The organism is Streptomyces vietnamensis, assembly GCF_000830005.1.
In the GTDB taxonomy this organism is placed as follows: domain Bacteria; phylum Actinomycetota; class Actinomycetes; order Streptomycetales; family Streptomycetaceae; genus Streptomyces; species Streptomyces vietnamensis.
In genome coordinates this window covers 624257-639987 of sequence record NZ_CP010407.1, presented here as the reverse complement: position 1 = coordinate 639987, position 15731 = coordinate 624257, and the positions used below count along the sequence as shown (strand labels likewise).

At 73.1% G+C, this 15731-nt stretch carries 12 protein-coding genes; 10 read left to right on the top strand and 2 right to left on the bottom strand.

Features of this window, described 5'->3' with window-relative positions:
• Positions 1 to 216: 216 nt before the first annotated feature.
• A complete protein-coding gene (locus SVTN_RS02855; protein WP_041127658.1) occupies positions 217 to 720 on the top strand; it encodes a GNAT family N-acetyltransferase in 504 nt (167 codons plus the stop codon).
• A gap of 13 nt (positions 721 to 733) precedes the next feature.
• Here the strand turns inward: SVTN_RS02855 and SVTN_RS02850 are convergent, their stop codons facing one another.
• Positions 734 to 1282 (bottom strand): YdeI/OmpD-associated family protein, encoded by a 549-nt coding sequence (locus SVTN_RS02850; RefSeq protein WP_041133478.1) that lies wholly within the window; start codon positions 1280 to 1282, stop codon positions 734 to 736.
• A gap of 205 nt (positions 1283 to 1487) precedes the next feature.
• On the opposite strand from SVTN_RS02850, the gene SVTN_RS02845 reads away from it, so the two are divergent.
• The 9 genes from SVTN_RS02845 (at position 1488) to SVTN_RS02805 (ending at position 14455) form a co-directional block, all read left to right on the top strand.
• On the top strand, positions 1488 to 2474 hold the full coding sequence (locus SVTN_RS02845; protein WP_245727426.1) for a LacI family DNA-binding transcriptional regulator: 987 nt from the start codon (positions 1488 to 1490) through the stop codon (positions 2472 to 2474).
• A gap of 74 nt (positions 2475 to 2548) precedes the next feature.
• Positions 2549 to 4237: an ABC transporter substrate-binding protein gene (locus tag SVTN_RS02840; protein ID WP_041127656.1), complete on the top strand. Its 1689-nt coding sequence runs from the start codon at positions 2549 to 2551 to the stop codon at positions 4235 to 4237.
• A gap of 68 nt (positions 4238 to 4305) precedes the next feature.
• On the top strand, positions 4306 to 5283 hold the full coding sequence (locus SVTN_RS02835; protein WP_041127655.1) for an ABC transporter permease: 978 nt from the start codon (positions 4306 to 4308) through the stop codon (positions 5281 to 5283).
• A gap of 15 nt (positions 5284 to 5298) precedes the next feature.
• A complete protein-coding gene (locus tag SVTN_RS02830; RefSeq protein ID WP_078908159.1) occupies positions 5299 to 6294 on the top strand; it encodes an ABC transporter permease in 996 nt (331 codons plus the stop codon).
• The gene (locus tag SVTN_RS02825) at positions 6291 to 7238 is read left to right on the top strand and encodes an ABC transporter ATP-binding protein (protein ID WP_041127654.1); all 948 of its coding nucleotides are present in this window, start codon (positions 6291 to 6293) and stop codon (positions 7236 to 7238) included. The genes SVTN_RS02830 and SVTN_RS02825 overlap by 4 nt, the downstream gene beginning before the upstream one ends.
• Positions 7235 to 8248: an ABC transporter ATP-binding protein gene (locus SVTN_RS02820; RefSeq protein WP_041127653.1), complete on the top strand. Its 1014-nt coding sequence runs from the start codon at positions 7235 to 7237 to the stop codon at positions 8246 to 8248. Before SVTN_RS02825 ends, SVTN_RS02820 begins: the two co-directional genes overlap by 4 nt.
• Positions 8245 to 9741: a glycoside hydrolase family 32 protein gene (locus SVTN_RS02815; protein WP_041127652.1), complete on the top strand. Its 1497-nt coding sequence runs from the start codon at positions 8245 to 8247 to the stop codon at positions 9739 to 9741. The genes SVTN_RS02820 and SVTN_RS02815 overlap by 4 nt, the downstream gene beginning before the upstream one ends.
• Positions 9742 to 9934: 193 nt before the next feature.
• On the top strand, positions 9935 to 13528 hold the full coding sequence (locus SVTN_RS02810) for a glycoside hydrolase family 32 protein (protein ID WP_041127651.1): 3594 nt from the start codon (positions 9935 to 9937) through the stop codon (positions 13526 to 13528).
• Between the two features lie 3 nt (positions 13529 to 13531).
• The gene (locus SVTN_RS02805) at positions 13532 to 14455 is read left to right on the top strand and encodes a carbohydrate kinase family protein (protein WP_041127650.1); all 924 of its coding nucleotides are present in this window, start codon (positions 13532 to 13534) and stop codon (positions 14453 to 14455) included.
• On the opposite strand, the gene SVTN_RS02800 is transcribed toward SVTN_RS02805, so the two are convergent.
• Complete coding sequence (locus SVTN_RS02800) at positions 14433 to 15722, bottom strand: ATP-binding protein (protein WP_041127649.1); 1290 nt, start codon at positions 15720 to 15722, stop codon at positions 14433 to 14435. The two genes, SVTN_RS02805 and SVTN_RS02800, sit on opposite strands and share 23 nt — an antisense overlap.
• Positions 15723 to 15731 lie beyond the last annotated feature (9 nt).

The following is a 15731-nucleotide window of genomic DNA, read 5'->3' as shown; positions in this document are numbered from 1 at the left end:
CCGCTGATCCAGCAGCAGTCGCACCAAGGCCGCGTGCTGTGGTTGCGCCACGGGACCGGACGAGGAGCGCTCCACCCCGAAGGTTCTGTCGTCGACCGACCGGCAGTCGACCGACCGTCGGAACCTCGTCCTGGACGAGGCCGGGATCGAGGAACCGGCCGTACCGCTGTTCCCCGAGCCCGGGGACAGTCGGACGAGGGCTGCGATGATGGGGTCATGTCCCACGTCCCGGCCCCGACGCCTCCCGCCCGTCCGCTCGTCACCGAGCGGCTGGTGCTGCGGCCCGTCCGGAGCGGTGACGTGCCGGCCGTGACGCGGCTGTGGACCGACCCGGAGGTGCGGCGGCACCTCGGCGGTCCCGTGATCGACTCGGTCATCCGGATCCGGCAGCGGCGGATCGTCGGGGCCGCCGGTTTCCACGCGGTGGTCCGGGCCGAGGACGGTGTCGTGCTCGGGCTCGTCACGGTGGAGGCCGCCGGGCGGGGCGGGGAGACGGAGGTCTCGTACCAGTTCCTGCCCGAGCACTGGGGGCGGGGGTACGCGCGCGAGGCCGTCGGCGCGGCCGTGGCGCGGGCGCTGGAGGCCGCGCCGAGCGTGGTCGCGGTCACCCAGGAGGCGAACCACCGTTCCCGTCGGCTCCTGGAGGCCGTCGGCCTGGAGCACGCCGAGTCCTTCGTGGAGTGGGACGCCCACCAGGTGCTGTACCGCCGGAGTCGATGACCGTTCCGTCCCGCTACGGTCGTTCTCCCGCCGCCAGCGCCGCCACCGCCCGTTCCAGTCGTGCCGTCCGCGTCTTCGCCGTGCGGGCCTGCCAGAGGCTGAGGATCACCAGGTAGCGCTCGGTCCTGCCGAGCGCGTCGAAGGCCTCCGCCGCGCCCGGCTCCGCCGCCAGGGCCGCCGCCAGGTCGTCCGGCACGGTCGCGTCCTTCTGGGAGGGGTACGCAGCTTCCCACCGGCCGTCCGCCCGGGCCGCCCGCACCTCGGCGAGGCCCGGCTCCCGCATCCGTCCGGCGGCGGTCAGTGCCTCGACCTGCCGCACGTTGACCTGGGACCAGAGGCTGCGGGGCCGGCGCGGGGTGATCTTCTGGAGGTAGCTCCGCTCGTCGCGCGCCATGCGCTTGCCGGTGATCCAGCCGTACGCGAGCGTGCCGTCGAGGATCTCCTCCGCGCTCGGCGAGGGGACGTCCGAGCCCTTCCTGCCGAGCAGCAGCCAGAGGCCCGGGGTGTCCCCGTGGTGCTTTTCCAGCCAGGCCTCCAGTTCCTCCCCGCCGCCGAACGCCATGACCGCGAGCCCCTCGACCGTCTCCACCGGGCACCTCTTCCCCGTCGTCGGACTTCCCCGGGGACCAAGATATTGACAGTGGCCGGAAGGCGGCCGTAACTTGCGTGCAACGTCGTACTAACGCGCGTTACTAAAGCGCGTAACCCAGAGACGCGGCAAAGGCAGGGGGGACGACATGGCGGCCGGCAGTCCTCGTAGCGTCACCATGAGTGATGTCGCCCGGCGGGCGGGGGTCTCGCGCACGGCCGTCTCCTTCGTCCTGAACGACCGCCCCGGCGCGGCCATCCCGGACGAGACCCGGCGGCGCATCCTGGCCGCGATCGACGAGCTCGGCTACCGCCCCAACGCGGGCGCCCGCGCCCTCGCCGCCCAGCGCAGCGAGTGGTACGGACTGATCACCGAGATCGTCACCGCGCCCTTCGCCGTCGACGTCATCAAGGGCGCCCAGGACCGCGCCTGGCTCGACCGCAAGTTCCTGCTGATCGCCGCGAGCGAGGGCGACCGGGCCCAGGAGGCCGCCGCCCTCGACAAGCTCCTCGAACAGCGGGTCGAGGGACTGCTCTACGCCACGACCTGGCACCGCGCGGTCACCCTCCCCAAGGCGGCCCGCGAGGTCCCCACGGTCCTCGTCAACTGCTACGACGCCGAGGGCGAACTGCCCTCCGTCGTCCCCGACGAGGTCGGCGGCGGCCACCGTGCCGCCCGCCGGCTCGTCGAGGCCGGTCACGAGCGCATCGGGTTCATCAACCTCGACCCGGACATCCCCGCCGCCCTCGGCCGCCGCGAGGGCTACGAGCGGGCGCTGCGCGAGGCCGGTCTGCCCCTGGACCCGTCGCTGGTCGTCTCCGGCCACGCGACCGCGGACGGCGGTTACACCGCCGCCTGCGAACTGCTCGACCGCGCCGACCGGCCGACCGCGCTCTTCTGCGGCAACGACCGGATGGCGATGGGCGCGTACGACGCCATCAAGGAACGTGGGCTGCGGATCCCGGACGACGTGGCCGTGGTGGGCTACGACAACCAGGAACTCATCGCCGCCTATCTGCGGCCCAAACTGACCACGCTCGCCCTGCCGTTCGAGGCGATGGGCGCCAAGGGCGTGGACATGCTCGCCGCTCTCGCAGCGGGACAGTCGCTCGACACCCCTCGGGTGATGGTCGACTGCCCGCTGCTCGAACGCTCGTCGGTCTGACCGCGAATCAGATCCGCCGAGTTCTTCCGTCCCGTCTTCGTCCGGTGTGTTGAAGAGAGGAAAGAGCCACCATTATGACACCCTCCCCTGCCCGCGGCCGCTCCCCGCGGGGGCTCCGCCCCGCCCTCGTGGCGGGCGCGGCGGCGACCGCCCTGCTCCTGACCGGCTGCTCCGGCGGCGCGGGAGCAGCCGGTGCCGGAGACACCTCCGGCAACCAGCTCCTCACCATTCCCCGCGAGGACATGGGCACCTTCACGCGGAACTTCAACCCCTTCTCCCCGAAGGCCGCGCCCATGACCAAGGAGGCGGTCTACGAACCGCTGATGGTCCACAACCCGGCCGACGGCAAGGACACCCCCTGGCTCGCCACCGCGTGGACCCAGGCGCCCGACGGGAAGTCCGTCACCTTCACCCTCCGCGAGGGCGTGAAGTGGTCCGACGGCAAGCCCTTCGCCGCCGAGGACGTCGTCCACACCTTCGAGCTCCAGAAGAAGCTGCTCGGCGGCTTCGAGTACCTGGACGAGGTCACCGCCGACAGCCCGCAGAAGGTCACCTTCCACTTCAACAAGCCCTTCTCGCCCTCGCTCTACGAGATCGGCGGGCACTACATCGTCCCGAAGCACATCTGGTCGAAGATCGCCGACCCCGCGAAGGACACCAACGCCACCCCCGTCGGCACCGGCCCGTACACGCAGGTCGAGCACTTCCAGAGCCAGTCCTACGAGCTGCGGAAGAACCCCTCGTACTGGCAGCCCGCGAAGCAGCGGATCGCCGGCATACGCCTGCTCGCCTTCTCCGGCAACGACAGCGCCAACCTCGCCTTCACCAACGGCGAGGTCGACTGGACCCAGGCGTTCATCCCCGACATCCAGAAGTCCTTCGTCGCGAAGAACCCCAAGACCAACCACTACTGGTTCCCCACCACCGGCGCCATGATCAACTGGCAGCTGAACACGGCCAAGGCGCCCTTCGACGACCCCGCCCTGCGCAAGGCGCTCAGCCGGGCCGTCGACCGCGCCAAGATCGCCAAGGTCGCCATGAACGGCTACAGCGTCCCCGCCGACTGCACCGGCCTGTCGAACGCCTACGACACCTGGCGCGACAAGACCGTCGCCGCCTCCTGTGACTGGACCACGCACGACAGCAAGGCCGCGGCGCAGGCCCTCGACGCCGCCGGGTACAAGCTCGGCGCCGGCGGCAGGCGCACCCAGAAGAACGGCAAGCCGCTCACCCTCGACATCTCCGTCGGCTCCGCCTCCTCCGACTGGATCTCGGTCGCCAACATCATCAAGCAGAACCTCGCCGAGGTCGGCGTCACCGCCACCGTGAAGTCCCCGGACTGGTCCGCCGTCGTCTCCTCGTACGAGACGGGCACCTTCGACAGCGGCATCGTGTGGAGCAACAACGGCGCCACACCGTACGAGTTCTACCGCGGCGCCATGGCCACCACCCAGGTCAAGCCCGTCGGCGAGAAGGCCACCGAGAACTACCACCGCTTCGGCGACCCGAAGGCCGACAGGCTCATCGACGCCTTCGCCGCCACCACCGACCCGAAGACCCAGCAGGCCAGGGCGGGCGAGCTGCAGAAGCTGTTCGCCGCCGACGCCCCCGTCGTCCCGCTCTTCCCCGGCCCCGAGTGGGGCGCGTACACCGACGCCCGCTTCACCGGCTGGCCGACGAAGGACGACCCGTACGCGACCCTCTCCAACCGGTCCGTGACCACCGTCCTCGTGCTCACCTCCCTCCGGCCCGTCAAGGGCTAGTTCCGCCAGAGGCCCCGGCGCGCGCCGCCGGGGCCCGTACCCCCGAAACACCGACAGGGAGAAGAGCAGTGCGTCTCGTCCTGCGCAACCTGGGGTTCTACCTGATCGCCTTCTGGGCCTCCGTCACCCTCAATTTCCTGCTGCCGCGCTTCATGCCCGGAGACCCCGTCTCCCGGATGTTCGCCCAGGCCCAGGGGACGATGCAGCCCGATCAGATCGCCCAGTTGCAGAAACTCTTCGGTCTCGACGACCGCCCGCTGTGGCGCCAGTACGTCGACTACCTCCACAGCGTCGCCACCGGCGACCTCGGCATCTCCATCTCGCGCTTCCCGACCCCGGTCTCCGAGGTCATCGGCTCCCAGATCGGCTGGACGCTGCTCCTCGGCCTCACCGCCCTGCTCGTCGCCGCCCTCGTCGGCAACCTCCTCGGCGTCCTCGCCGCCTGGCGCCGGGGCGGGATCCTCGACTCCGCGCTGCCGCCGCTGCTGATCTTCGTCGGCTCGTTCCCGTACTTCTGGCTGGCGATGGGCGCGCTGTACCTCTTCGGCGTCACCCTCGGCTGGTTCCCGCTCCGGCACGCGTACGACGTCGGACTCGAACCCGCCTTCGACGCCGCGTTCCTCGGGAACGTCGCCACCCACCTGGTGCTTCCGGCCCTCACCATCGTGCTCGTCTCGATCGGCGGCTGGATGCTCGGCATGCGCAACACCATGATCGCCACCGCCGCCGAGGACTACGTCACCATGGCCGAGGCGAAGGGACTGAGCCCCGCCCGGATCATGTTCCGGTACGCCGCCCGCAACGCCCTGCTGCCGTCCGTCACCAACTTCGGCATGGCCCTCGGCTTCATGGTGGGCGGCGCCCTCCTCACCGAGGTCGTCTTCGCCTACCCCGGCATCGGCTACCAGCTCCTCGCCTCCGTCCAGGCCCTCGACTACCCGCTGATGCAGGGCATCTTCCTCACCATCACGGCGGCCGTCCTGCTCGCCAACTTCGTCGTCGACCTCATCCACGTACGCCTCGACCCGCGCGTCCGCGTCCGCTGAGGAGGGAACCCCGACATGCCCGTCCCCGACCTGCCCGTCGCCGACACGTCCGTCGTCGGCACCCCCGTCGCCGACACGTCCGTCCTCGACGCCCCGGACACCGCCACGGCCGTGCCCCACGACACGCCGCCCCGCCCGCAGGGCACCGCGCGCCCCGCCCGCCAGGGCCTCGGGCGCCGGTTGCTCGCCGACCGCAAGGCCCGCGCCGGACTCCTCCTGCTCGCCGTCTTCGCGCTGCTCGGCACACTCGCCCCGGTCCTCGCACCCGGCGACCCGTCCCTCATCACCGACCTCGGCGCCACCCCGCCCTCCGCCGGCCACTGGCTCGGCACCACCGCCAAGGGCCAGGACGTCCTCGCCCTCACCCTGTGGGGCACCCGCAGCTCGATGCTCGTCGGCTTCACCGTCGGCATCGCCGCAACGCTCGTCGCGCTGCTCGTCGGGCTCGCCTCCGCCTACCTCGGCAAGCTCGTCGACGACCTGCTGACCCTCGTCACCAACGTCTTCCTGCTGCTGCCGGGCCTGCCGCTGCTCGTCATCCTCGCCGCGTTCCTGCCGCCCGGCACCACCACCGTCGTCCTCGTCCTCACCGTCACCGGCTGGGCCGGCTCGGCCCGTGTACTGCGCGCCCAGGCCACCTCCATCCGGGGCAAGGACTTCGTCGCCGCCGCCGTCGTCACCGGCGAGCGTCCGCTGCGGATCATGTTCCGGGAGATCCTCCCCAACATGGCGTCCGTGGTCATGACCACCCTGCTCGGCTGCGTCATCTTCGGCATCGGCGCCCAGGCCGGCCTGGAGTTCCTCGGCCTCGGCGACGCCTCCGTCGTCAGCTGGGGCACCAACCTCTACTGGGCGGGCAACGACGGCGCCCTGATGACCGGGGCCTGGTGGGCGTTCGTCCCCTCCGGCCTGTGCATCGCGCTCGTCGCCTTCGCGCTCGCCCTCGTCAACTACGCGGTCGACGAGATCACCAACCCGCGACTGCGCGCCCGCCGGAAGGGGAAGAAGTGAACGTCCTCGACGTCCAGGGCCTGCGGGTCGAATACCGCGGCGACGGCCGCAGCGTCGTCGGCGCCGACGACGTGTCGTTCACCATCGGAGCCGGAGAGATCTTCGGACTCGCCGGCGAGTCGGGCTGCGGCAAGTCGACCGTCGCCAACGCCGTCATGCGGCTCCTCAAGCCGCCCGCCGAGATCACCGCCGGCTCGGTCACCTTCCGGGGCCGCGACGTCCTCGCCATGGACGCCCGCGAACTGCGCGCCTTCCGCTGGCGGGAGATCGCCATGGTCTTCCAGTCCGCGATGAACTCCCTCAACCCGGTCCTCACCGTCGGCGAACAGATCGGCGACATCTTCACCACCCACGAGAAGCTGAAGAAGCGGGCCGCCCGCGACCGCTCCGCCGCACTCCTCGACCTCGTCGGCATCTCGCCCGACCGGCTGAAGGCCTATCCGCACCAGCTCTCCGGCGGCATGCGCCAGCGCGTCGTCATCGCCATGACCGTCGCCCTCAAGCCGGCCCTGCTCATCATGGACGAGCCGACCACCGCGCTCGACGTCGTCGTCCAGCAGGAGATCATGGCCCAGATCCGCGAACTCCAGCAGGCGTTCGGCTTCTCCGTCCTCTTCATCACCCACGACATGTCCCTGATGGTCGAGCTGTCGGACCGCATGGGCGTCATGTACGGCGGCCGGCTCGTCGAACTCGCGGACGCCAAGGAGCTGTTCGCGCGCCCCCTCCACCCGTACACCGAAGCGCTGATGAACGCCTTCCCGCCGCTCACCGGACCGCGCCGGGAACTCACCGGTCTCTTCGACGCCCCGCGCACCGCCGACAGCTGCGGCTTCCACGTCCGCTGCCCCGACGACCGCGCCGACTGCTCCACGAACATCCCGGACCTGCGCCAGGTGGCCCCCGGCCGCTGGGCCGCCCTCACCGGAGGCACCCCCGCATGACCCTCCTCCAGATCCGCGGGCTCACCAAGGACTTCCCCGTCGGCACCGTCTTCTCCCGCCGCCGCGTCCGCGCCGTGAACGGCGTCGACCTCGACCTCGCCCCCGGCCGCGTCACCGCCCTCGTCGGCGAGTCCGGCAGCGGCAAGTCCACCCTCGCCCGCTGTCTCGCCCGCCTCGAACGGCCCACCTCCGGGCAGATCCTCCTCGACGGCGAGGACGTGCTCCGCACCGAGCGCCGCCGTGCCTCCCGTACGTACCGGGGCAAGGTCCAGATGGTGTTCCAGGACCCCTTCGGCTCCCTCAACCCCGTCCACCGCGTCGAGCACTTCCTCACCCGCGCCCTCGTCCTCCACGGCCACCCGGCCGACCGGGGACGGCTCACCGCCCTCATGGAGGAGGTCGGCCTGGCGCAGGACATGCTCGACTCCCACCCGCACGAACTCTCCGGCGGACAGCGCCAACGCGTCGCCATCGCCCGCGCCCTGGCCGTCGGACCGGACGTCCTCCTCGCCGACGAACCGACCTCCATGCTCGACGTGTCCGTCCGGGTCGGCGTCCTCAACCTGATGCGCCGGCTCCGCGACGAACGCGGCCTGTCCATGCTGTACATCACCCACGACCTGGGCTCGGCCCGCTACCTCGCCGACACCACCGCCGTCATGTTCGCCGGCGAACTCGTCGAGGGCGGCGACGCGCTCGCCGTCATGGACGCCCCCGCCCACCCGTACACCCGGCTGCTGCTCTCCGCCGTGCCCGACCCCGCCCGGCGCACCGGCTACGACAAGGCCGAGCGCGCCGGGCTGCGGGCCGCCGTCCTGAACCCCGAGTCCTGCCCGTACGACGACGGCACCTGCAACACCACCACCCCCGTACGCCACACCGTCGGCGAGGACGGAGGACAGCCGCACTGGGTGCGCTGCCACCTCTACGCGCCCGCCCACGAGATCGCCCACCGCGTGCTCCAGCCCGCCGACGACGCCTCCCCGGAAGCCGAGAACACCGCCGCATGACACACGACCTGATCGCCGCCACTGTCGAAGAGGGCCTCGCCGAGCGGGCCTTCCGCGACCCGCACCGGCCCCGCTTCCATTTCACGTCCCCCGGCGGCTGGCTCAACGACCCCAACGGGCTCAGCCACTGGGACGGCGTCTACCACCTCTTCTACCAGTACAACCCGCTCGCCCCCGCCCACCACCGCATCCACTGGGGCCACGCCACCTCCACCGACCTCGTCACCTGGACCGACGAACCCGTCGCCCTCGTCCCCGGCACCACAGGACCCGACCGCGACGGCTGCTGGTCCGGCGTCCTCGTCGACGACGGAGGAGTGCCCACGCTCGTCTACTCGGGCCGGCACGGCGAACGCGAACTGCCCTGCGTCGCCACCGGCAGCCCCGACCTGCGGCACTGGACGAAGGACCCCGCCAACCCGGTGATCGCCGCGCCGCCGGAGGGCGTCGACGTCACCGCGTACCGCGACCACTGCGTCTGGAAGGAGGGAGACGTCTGGCGCCAGCTCGTCGGCTCCGGCATCCGCGGCCAGGGAGGCACCGCCTTCCTGTACGAGTCCCAGGACCTGCGCCACTGGCGGTACGTCGGCCCGCTCCTCACCGGCGACGCGAGCCACGGCACCGCCGCCGACCTCGACTGGACCGGCACCATGTGGGAGTGCGTCGACCTGTTCCGGGTGGACGGCACCGACGTCCTCGCCTTCTCCGCCTGGGACGAGGGCGCCACCCACCACCCCCTCTACTGGACGGGCCGGTACGAGGGCGACCGCTTCGAGCCGAGCGCCCTGCACCGCCTCGACTACGGACAGAACTACTTCTACGCACCCCAGTCGACGCGCGACGCACACGGCCGCCGCATCGTGTTCGGCTGGCTCCAGGAGGGCCGCGGCGAGGAGGCCACCGCCCGCGCCGGCTGGTCCGGGGTCATGTCCCTGCCGCGCCTCGTCACCCCCGGCCCCGACGGCGCCCTCGCCCAAGCGCCCGTGCCCGAACTGGCACGACTGCGCCGCGACCACGTGCACGTCGGCCCCTTCGAGGGGGACGCCGACCTGGACGCGATCCGCGGCGACCAGCTCGACCTGGAGACGACCCTCCGGCTCGCTCCCGGCGCCACGGTACGGCTCGGGGTACGGGAGACCCCGGACGGCGCCGAGCGGACCGTCGTCGAGATCACCCGCGACCCCGCCGGCACCTCGGGCACCCTGCGCCTCCACCGCGAAGCGAGCAGCCTCGACCCGGACGTCGACACCGCACCTCGCCACGGCGACCTGCCCTTCGGCCCGGACGGCACGGTCGAACTCCGCGTCCTCGTCGACCACTCGGCCCTGGAGGTCTTCGCCAACGGCCGCGCCCTGGCCGCCCGCGTCTACCCGACCCGGCCCGACGAGGCGACCGGCGTCTCGCTCACCACGACCGGCCGCGCGACCGTCGCCCGCCTCGACGCCTGGCACATGGCCCCGATCGAGACGGCCCCGCGCCCGCTCTGGCCGTGACCGCTGCCCCGGTGCCGGGCTCGCGCCCGCTCCGGCCGCGCCCCTTTCGCTGATTCGGCCGTGACCCTTCCACCTGTCCGGCCGTGACCCCTCCACCTGTCCGGCCGTGACCCCTCCGCCGGTGCCGGGCCCCGTGCCCGGCACCGGACCCTCCCCTTCGTACAGGCGCCACCCCACCGCCGAGGAGGCCCCCATGCGTATCCCCGAACTCCCCTTCCGCCGCCGCACCCTGCTCCAGGCCGGCGGGCTCGCCCTCCTGCCCGCCCTCGCCGCACCCCGCACCGCCGAGGCCGCCCCCGCGCGCCGCCGCCGGACCGCGACCCTTCCCGAGGCCGTCACCTTGCCGCTCCCCGACCCCCTTCCGTACCGGGGGAGTTGGCAGCGCACCCCGGACGGCGGGCAGCACGCCTCCGCCGCCTCAGGGACCGCGCTCGCCGTGTCCGAGCACCGGATCGGCGTCCGCGCCGGCTGTTCCGTCCGGATCACGGCCGATCCGGCCACCCCGCACGCCCGGGGCGGGCTCGTCCTGCGGGCCGCGCCCGACGGCTCCACCGGCTACGCCGTCCTCCTGGAACCCGCGAACGGGCAGGTGGAGCTGGTCGATCTGGCGAGCGGCACCACCCTCGCCTCCGGCGGCAACGGCCCCGGTGCGGCCCTCGACGTCACCCTCGACGGGCCCGCCCTCACCGTCCACGTCGACGGCGAGCAGGTCCTCACCACCGTCGACCACCGCCACACCGCGGGCCACGTCGGCCTCCTCGCCGACGGCGGCACGGTCACCTTCGGACCGCCCCGGACCTGGACCGTCACCACCGACCTCGGCGACTGGACGAGCACCGGCAGCTGGACCCCGACCCCGCTCGGGCTCACCGGGGCCGCACCCGACGGCGCCAACATCCGGACGATCGCCGCCGAGGAGGCGTACGACACCTCCGTGCAGGCGGACGTCCTCGTCCACGACCCGTACGCCGTCGCCGCCCTCCTCGTCCGCGCCGACGCCACCGGCACCCGGGGCTACGCCGTCGAGGCCGACCCCAACCTGGGCCGCCTCCGCCTCTACCGCGTGGACGGCGACGTCACCCTCGCCACCCACACCACCCCGATCGCCCCCGGCACCGTCCACCGCCTGCGCGTCGAGGCCGAGGGACGCCGCCTCCGCGTCCACTGGCAGAGCGACTTCCTCCGCCCCGACGGCTACGCCCCCGTCATCGACACCGAGGACCCGGCGCCCGCCCCGCACCTCTCCGGCCGCCCCGGACTCCTCGCCTACAACGGACGGGTCTCCTTCGAGAACGTCACCGCCGCCGGACCGCCCGCCGAACTCCCCGGCGCCACCACCCTCTCCGGCACCTGGAGCCGTGACCTCAAGGGCCTGCGCGGCGACGACGGGCTGCGCACCGCGCCCGCCCCGGACGGCCCCGACCTCGTCGTCTCCGCCGACGTCCTGCTCGCCGGGGCGAGCGCCGCCGGCCTCCTCGTGCGTGGCCACGAGATCCTCCTGGACACCGCGACCGGCTCGATACGGCTCCTCGACCACACGGGCCGTGCCGTCCTCGCCACCGTGCCCCCGCCCGTACGCCCGATCCGCCCGGGGACTCCGTACCGGGTCGAAGTCCACCTCCTCGGTGGCGAGTTCACCGTGTACGTGGACGGGGTGGACGTCCTGCGCGCCCCGGCCGCCGCCTCCGGCGACACCGTCGGCCTCGTCGCGGCCGGCGGCACCGCGTACTTCCAGGACGTGTACGTCTCCGACGCGCGCGACCACTACACCGAGCCGTACCGCCCCGCCGTCCACCACTCACCGCGCACCGGCCCGGGCAGCGACCCCAACGGCCTCGTGCACCTCGACGGGGAGTACCACCTCTTCCACCAGGCCGAAGGCCGCTGGGCGCACGCCGTCTCCACCGACCTCCTGCACTGGCGCGCCCTGCCGACCGCCCTCGACTGGAACGAGTACGGCCACCGCTGGTCCGGCTCGGCCGTCGCCGATCCGGGCGACGCCTCCGGTCTGTTCGGCGGCGGCTCGGGTCTCATCGCCTACTACACGAGCTACCACCCGGACAAGATCGGCGGGAACCAGGCGGTCCGCGCCGCCTACAGCACCGACCGGGGCCGCTCCTGGCAGCCGTACGGCGGCCCCGAGCCGCTGATCGGCAACCCCGGCGGCCCGGACGGCGGCTGGGACTTCCGCGACCCGAAGGTGGTCCGGGACGAGGCCCACGACCAGTGGGTCATGGTGGTGTCCGGCGGCGACCACGTGCGCTTCTTCACCTCCCGCGACCTCCTCCACTGGTCCCACACCAGCTCGTTCGGCTACGGGGAGTGGGTGGCCGGCGGCGGGGTCTGGGAGTGCCCCGACCTTTTCCCGCTCCCCGTCGACGGCGACCCCGCCCGTACGGTCTGGGTCCTCACCTTCAGCACGGGCGCCGTCCGCGCCACCGACGGCTCCACCGCCCGCTGCCTCACCGGCAACTGGAACGGCACCGCCTTCACCGCTCACCAGGCCCCGGGCCCGGCCCCGCGCAGCGACCACGGCCGCGACTTCTACGCGGCCATCACCTTCGCGGACCTGCCCGACGCGCGCCGGGTCTGGCTCGGCTGGACCACCGACTGGGACTACCCCTTCAGCGCCCCCACCCGCCCGTGGAACGGCCAGCACTCCCTTCCCCGCGAACTCACCCTCGCCGACGGCCCGGACGGCCCCGTCCTGCGCCAGCGGCCCGTCGCCGAACTGGCCTCCCTGCGCACGGACACGACGGTACGGAGGGACCTCACGGCCGGACCCGGCGCGCCCGACCCCTGCGCGGGCCTGACGGGCACCACGTACGACCTGGAGGCCGAGCTCGTGCTGCCTCCGACCGGCGCCGCCACCAGCTGCGCCTTCCGTCTGCGGGCGAAGGACGGGCAGGCCACCCTCGTCGGCTACGACACCGTCCGCGAACGCCTCTTCGTCGACCGCACCACCTCCGGACGCACCGACTTCACCCGGTACTTCGCGGGCCGCACCGAGGCCCCGCTCGCCGCCGTCCGGGCCCCCGACGGCAGCCGCACGGTCCGGCTGCGGGTGCTCGTCGACTCCTCCTCCGTGGAGGTCTTCGGCGGCGCGGGCGAGGCCGTCGTCACCAGCCTGGTCCTGCCCGACCCCGACGCCGACGGCATCGCCTTCACCGCCGAGGGAGGCGCGGTGCGGATCGCCGAACTCGCCGTCCACCGCCTCGCCTCCACCTGCCGTCTCTCCGATGCGCTCCCCGCCCTGCCCGCCTCACCGCCGCCGGGGGAGTTCCGCACGGACCTCGGCACCCTCACCACCGTCCCCGCCGGGCGCTGGGAGCCCACCGGCGCCGGTCACACCGGGGTCTTCGACCGCGACAGCGACGCGATGTCCACCCGACGCTTCGCCGACCTCGAACTCACCACCCTGCTCCGGCTCGGCGGCCCCGACGGAACCCGGGGCGCCGCCTCCCTGATCTGGCGGGCCTCCGCCGACGGCGCCGACGGGTACGTCCTCAACGTCGACCCCGACCTCCGGTCCGTCCGCCTCGTCGTCCGGCGCGGCGGCTCCTTCGACGACGCGGCCGCCCTCGCCAAGGTCCCCGCCCTCGTACGGCACGGCGCCACGTACGATCTGCGGATCGTCCACCAGGGCACCCGTATCCAGGTCTTCCTCGACGGGGAGCGGATCATCGACCTCACCGACCCGGCGGCCACCTACACCGACGGTCACGTCGGCCTGAACGTCTTCGGCGGCCGGGCCGGCTACCAGGACACCTACGCCAAGGAGCTCTGACCCATGTCCTTCCTGGTGATCGGCGAGTGCGTCGCCGACATCGTGCGCGGCGCCGACGGCACCGAACGGATCCACCCGGGCGGCAGCCCCGCCAACGTCGCCTACGGCCTCGCCCGCCTCGGCCGGGACGTCACCCTGCTCACCCAGCTCGCCGACGACCCCACCGGGCGGCTGATCGCGGACCACCTCAAGGGCGCGGGGGTACGGGTGGAGGTCGGCGGCGTTCCCGTACGCACCCCGTCGGCGGTCGTCGGGCTCGACGCGCGGGGCGGGGCCTCGTACACCTTCGACATCGCCTGGACCCTGGAGGCCGGGGAGTACGACGTGGACCGGCCCGTCCACGTGCACATCGGCTCCATCGCCGCCGTCACCGCCCCCGGCGCGGCCACCGTCCTGGCCGAGGTCGGGCGGCTCCGCGACCGGGCCACGGTCAGCTACGACCCCAACGTGCGGCCCGAACTGATGGGGGAGCACGGCGAGGCCGTCGCCCGCGTCGAGCGCTGTGTCGCGCTGAGCGACGTGGTGAAGGCGAGCGACGAGGACCTGGCCTGGCTGTATCCGGGGGAGTCCGTCGAGTCCGTCGCCGCCCGCTGGCTGGGCCTCGGCCCGGCCGTCGTCCTGGTCACCCGGGGCGCCGACGGCTCGCTCGCCTTCACCGGGCGGGAGACGGCCTTCGCAGAGGCGCCGGCGGTCACCGTCGTCGACACGGTCGGCGCGGGCGACTCGTTCATGTCGGCCGTCCTCGACACCCTCGCCGGGCGGGAGACCTTCGACGGGCTCGGTGCCGAGTACCTCGTGAGGCTGCTGCGGAGGGCGGCCGTGGCGGCGGCCGTCACCGTCTCCCGGGCCGGCGCCCAGCCCCCCGACCGGGCCGAACTGGACGCGGCCGGGGAGCGGTTCGCCGTCAGGTGCGGGCGTGTGAGGTGATGTCCGCGGCGAACTGCTCGATCATCTCCGGCGTGACCGTCGGCCGGCACTCGGCGATGGCCTCCAGGTAGTCGGCCGTGCTCGCCCCGGGTGCCGGGTCGTCGCCGCCGCGCCCGCCGACCGCGACGAGGTCCCGCTCGAAGGAGGCCTGGGCGGCGATCCGGGCCGCGTGCTCGATGTCGGCGGGCGTGAACAGCTCGCTCGCGAGGACCAGTTCGTCGATGTCGACGTCCGGCCGCCCGTCGGTGTAGCGGGACCAGATCGCCGCCCGCGCCGCCTTGTCCGGCGTACCGATCGGGATGAGGTAGTCGAAGCGGCCGGGGCGCAGGAACGCCGGGTCGAGGGAGCGGATCGAGTTGGTCGCGCAGACGAGCAGCCGCTCGTCCCGCTCCCGGAACCCCGGTATCAGCTTCAGGAGTTCGTTCGTCACGCCGTGCATGCCACCGGGCTGGGCGGGCTCCGAGCGGACCGGGGCGATCTCCTCGACCTCGTCGATGAAGACCAGGACCCGCTCCAGCTCGGCGATCCGCGCGAAGGCGGAGCGCAGGGCGGCGGCGAGGTTCCCCTCGTCGGCGAGGCGGGACGGCAGGATCTCCACGAAGGGCCAGCCGAGCCGGGAGGCGATGCCCCGCGCGAACGTGGTCTTGCCGGTGCCGGGCGGGCCGAAGAGGCAGACCGCGCGCGGCGGCCGCACCCCGTGCCGGGTGGCCCGCTCCGGCTCGGCCAGCGGCAGCACCACCCGGCGCTCGATCAGGTCCTTCTCCCGCTCCATGCCGGCGACCTTCGCCCACAGGTCGCCCGGAAGGAGCCGGCCTCCGAGGTCGTCGAGGAGGCCGGCGGCGGGGCCGTGCAGCGGCTCCACCTTCTCGAAGTACGCGACGGCCGGCTGGCGCGTGTACCCGGCGTTCAGCAGGCCCTCGCCGAGGAGCTCCTCCTCCGGCAGGACGTACGCGATGCGTCCGACGCGGGCCGCGACGAGCCGCCGCTCCAGCTCCACGAGCAGGGCGCTGGCGAGGCCGCGGCCCCGCCACGCGGAGGAGATCGCGATCCGCATGACCCAGGCCCGCTCGCCGGAGACGCAGGCGAGCGCCGCCCCGATGGGGGCGCCCTGGTGCACGGCGACCACGGCCGGCTGACGGGAGGTGAGGGCGCCGATGCACTCGGCGAGCGAGAAGACGGACTCCTGCCCGAGCTCGGCGGTGGTGTCGATCAGATGGACGACGGCGGCGAGATCGCTCTCGCGGTAGTCGTGGATGTGCCAGTTCACCGGCGGTAC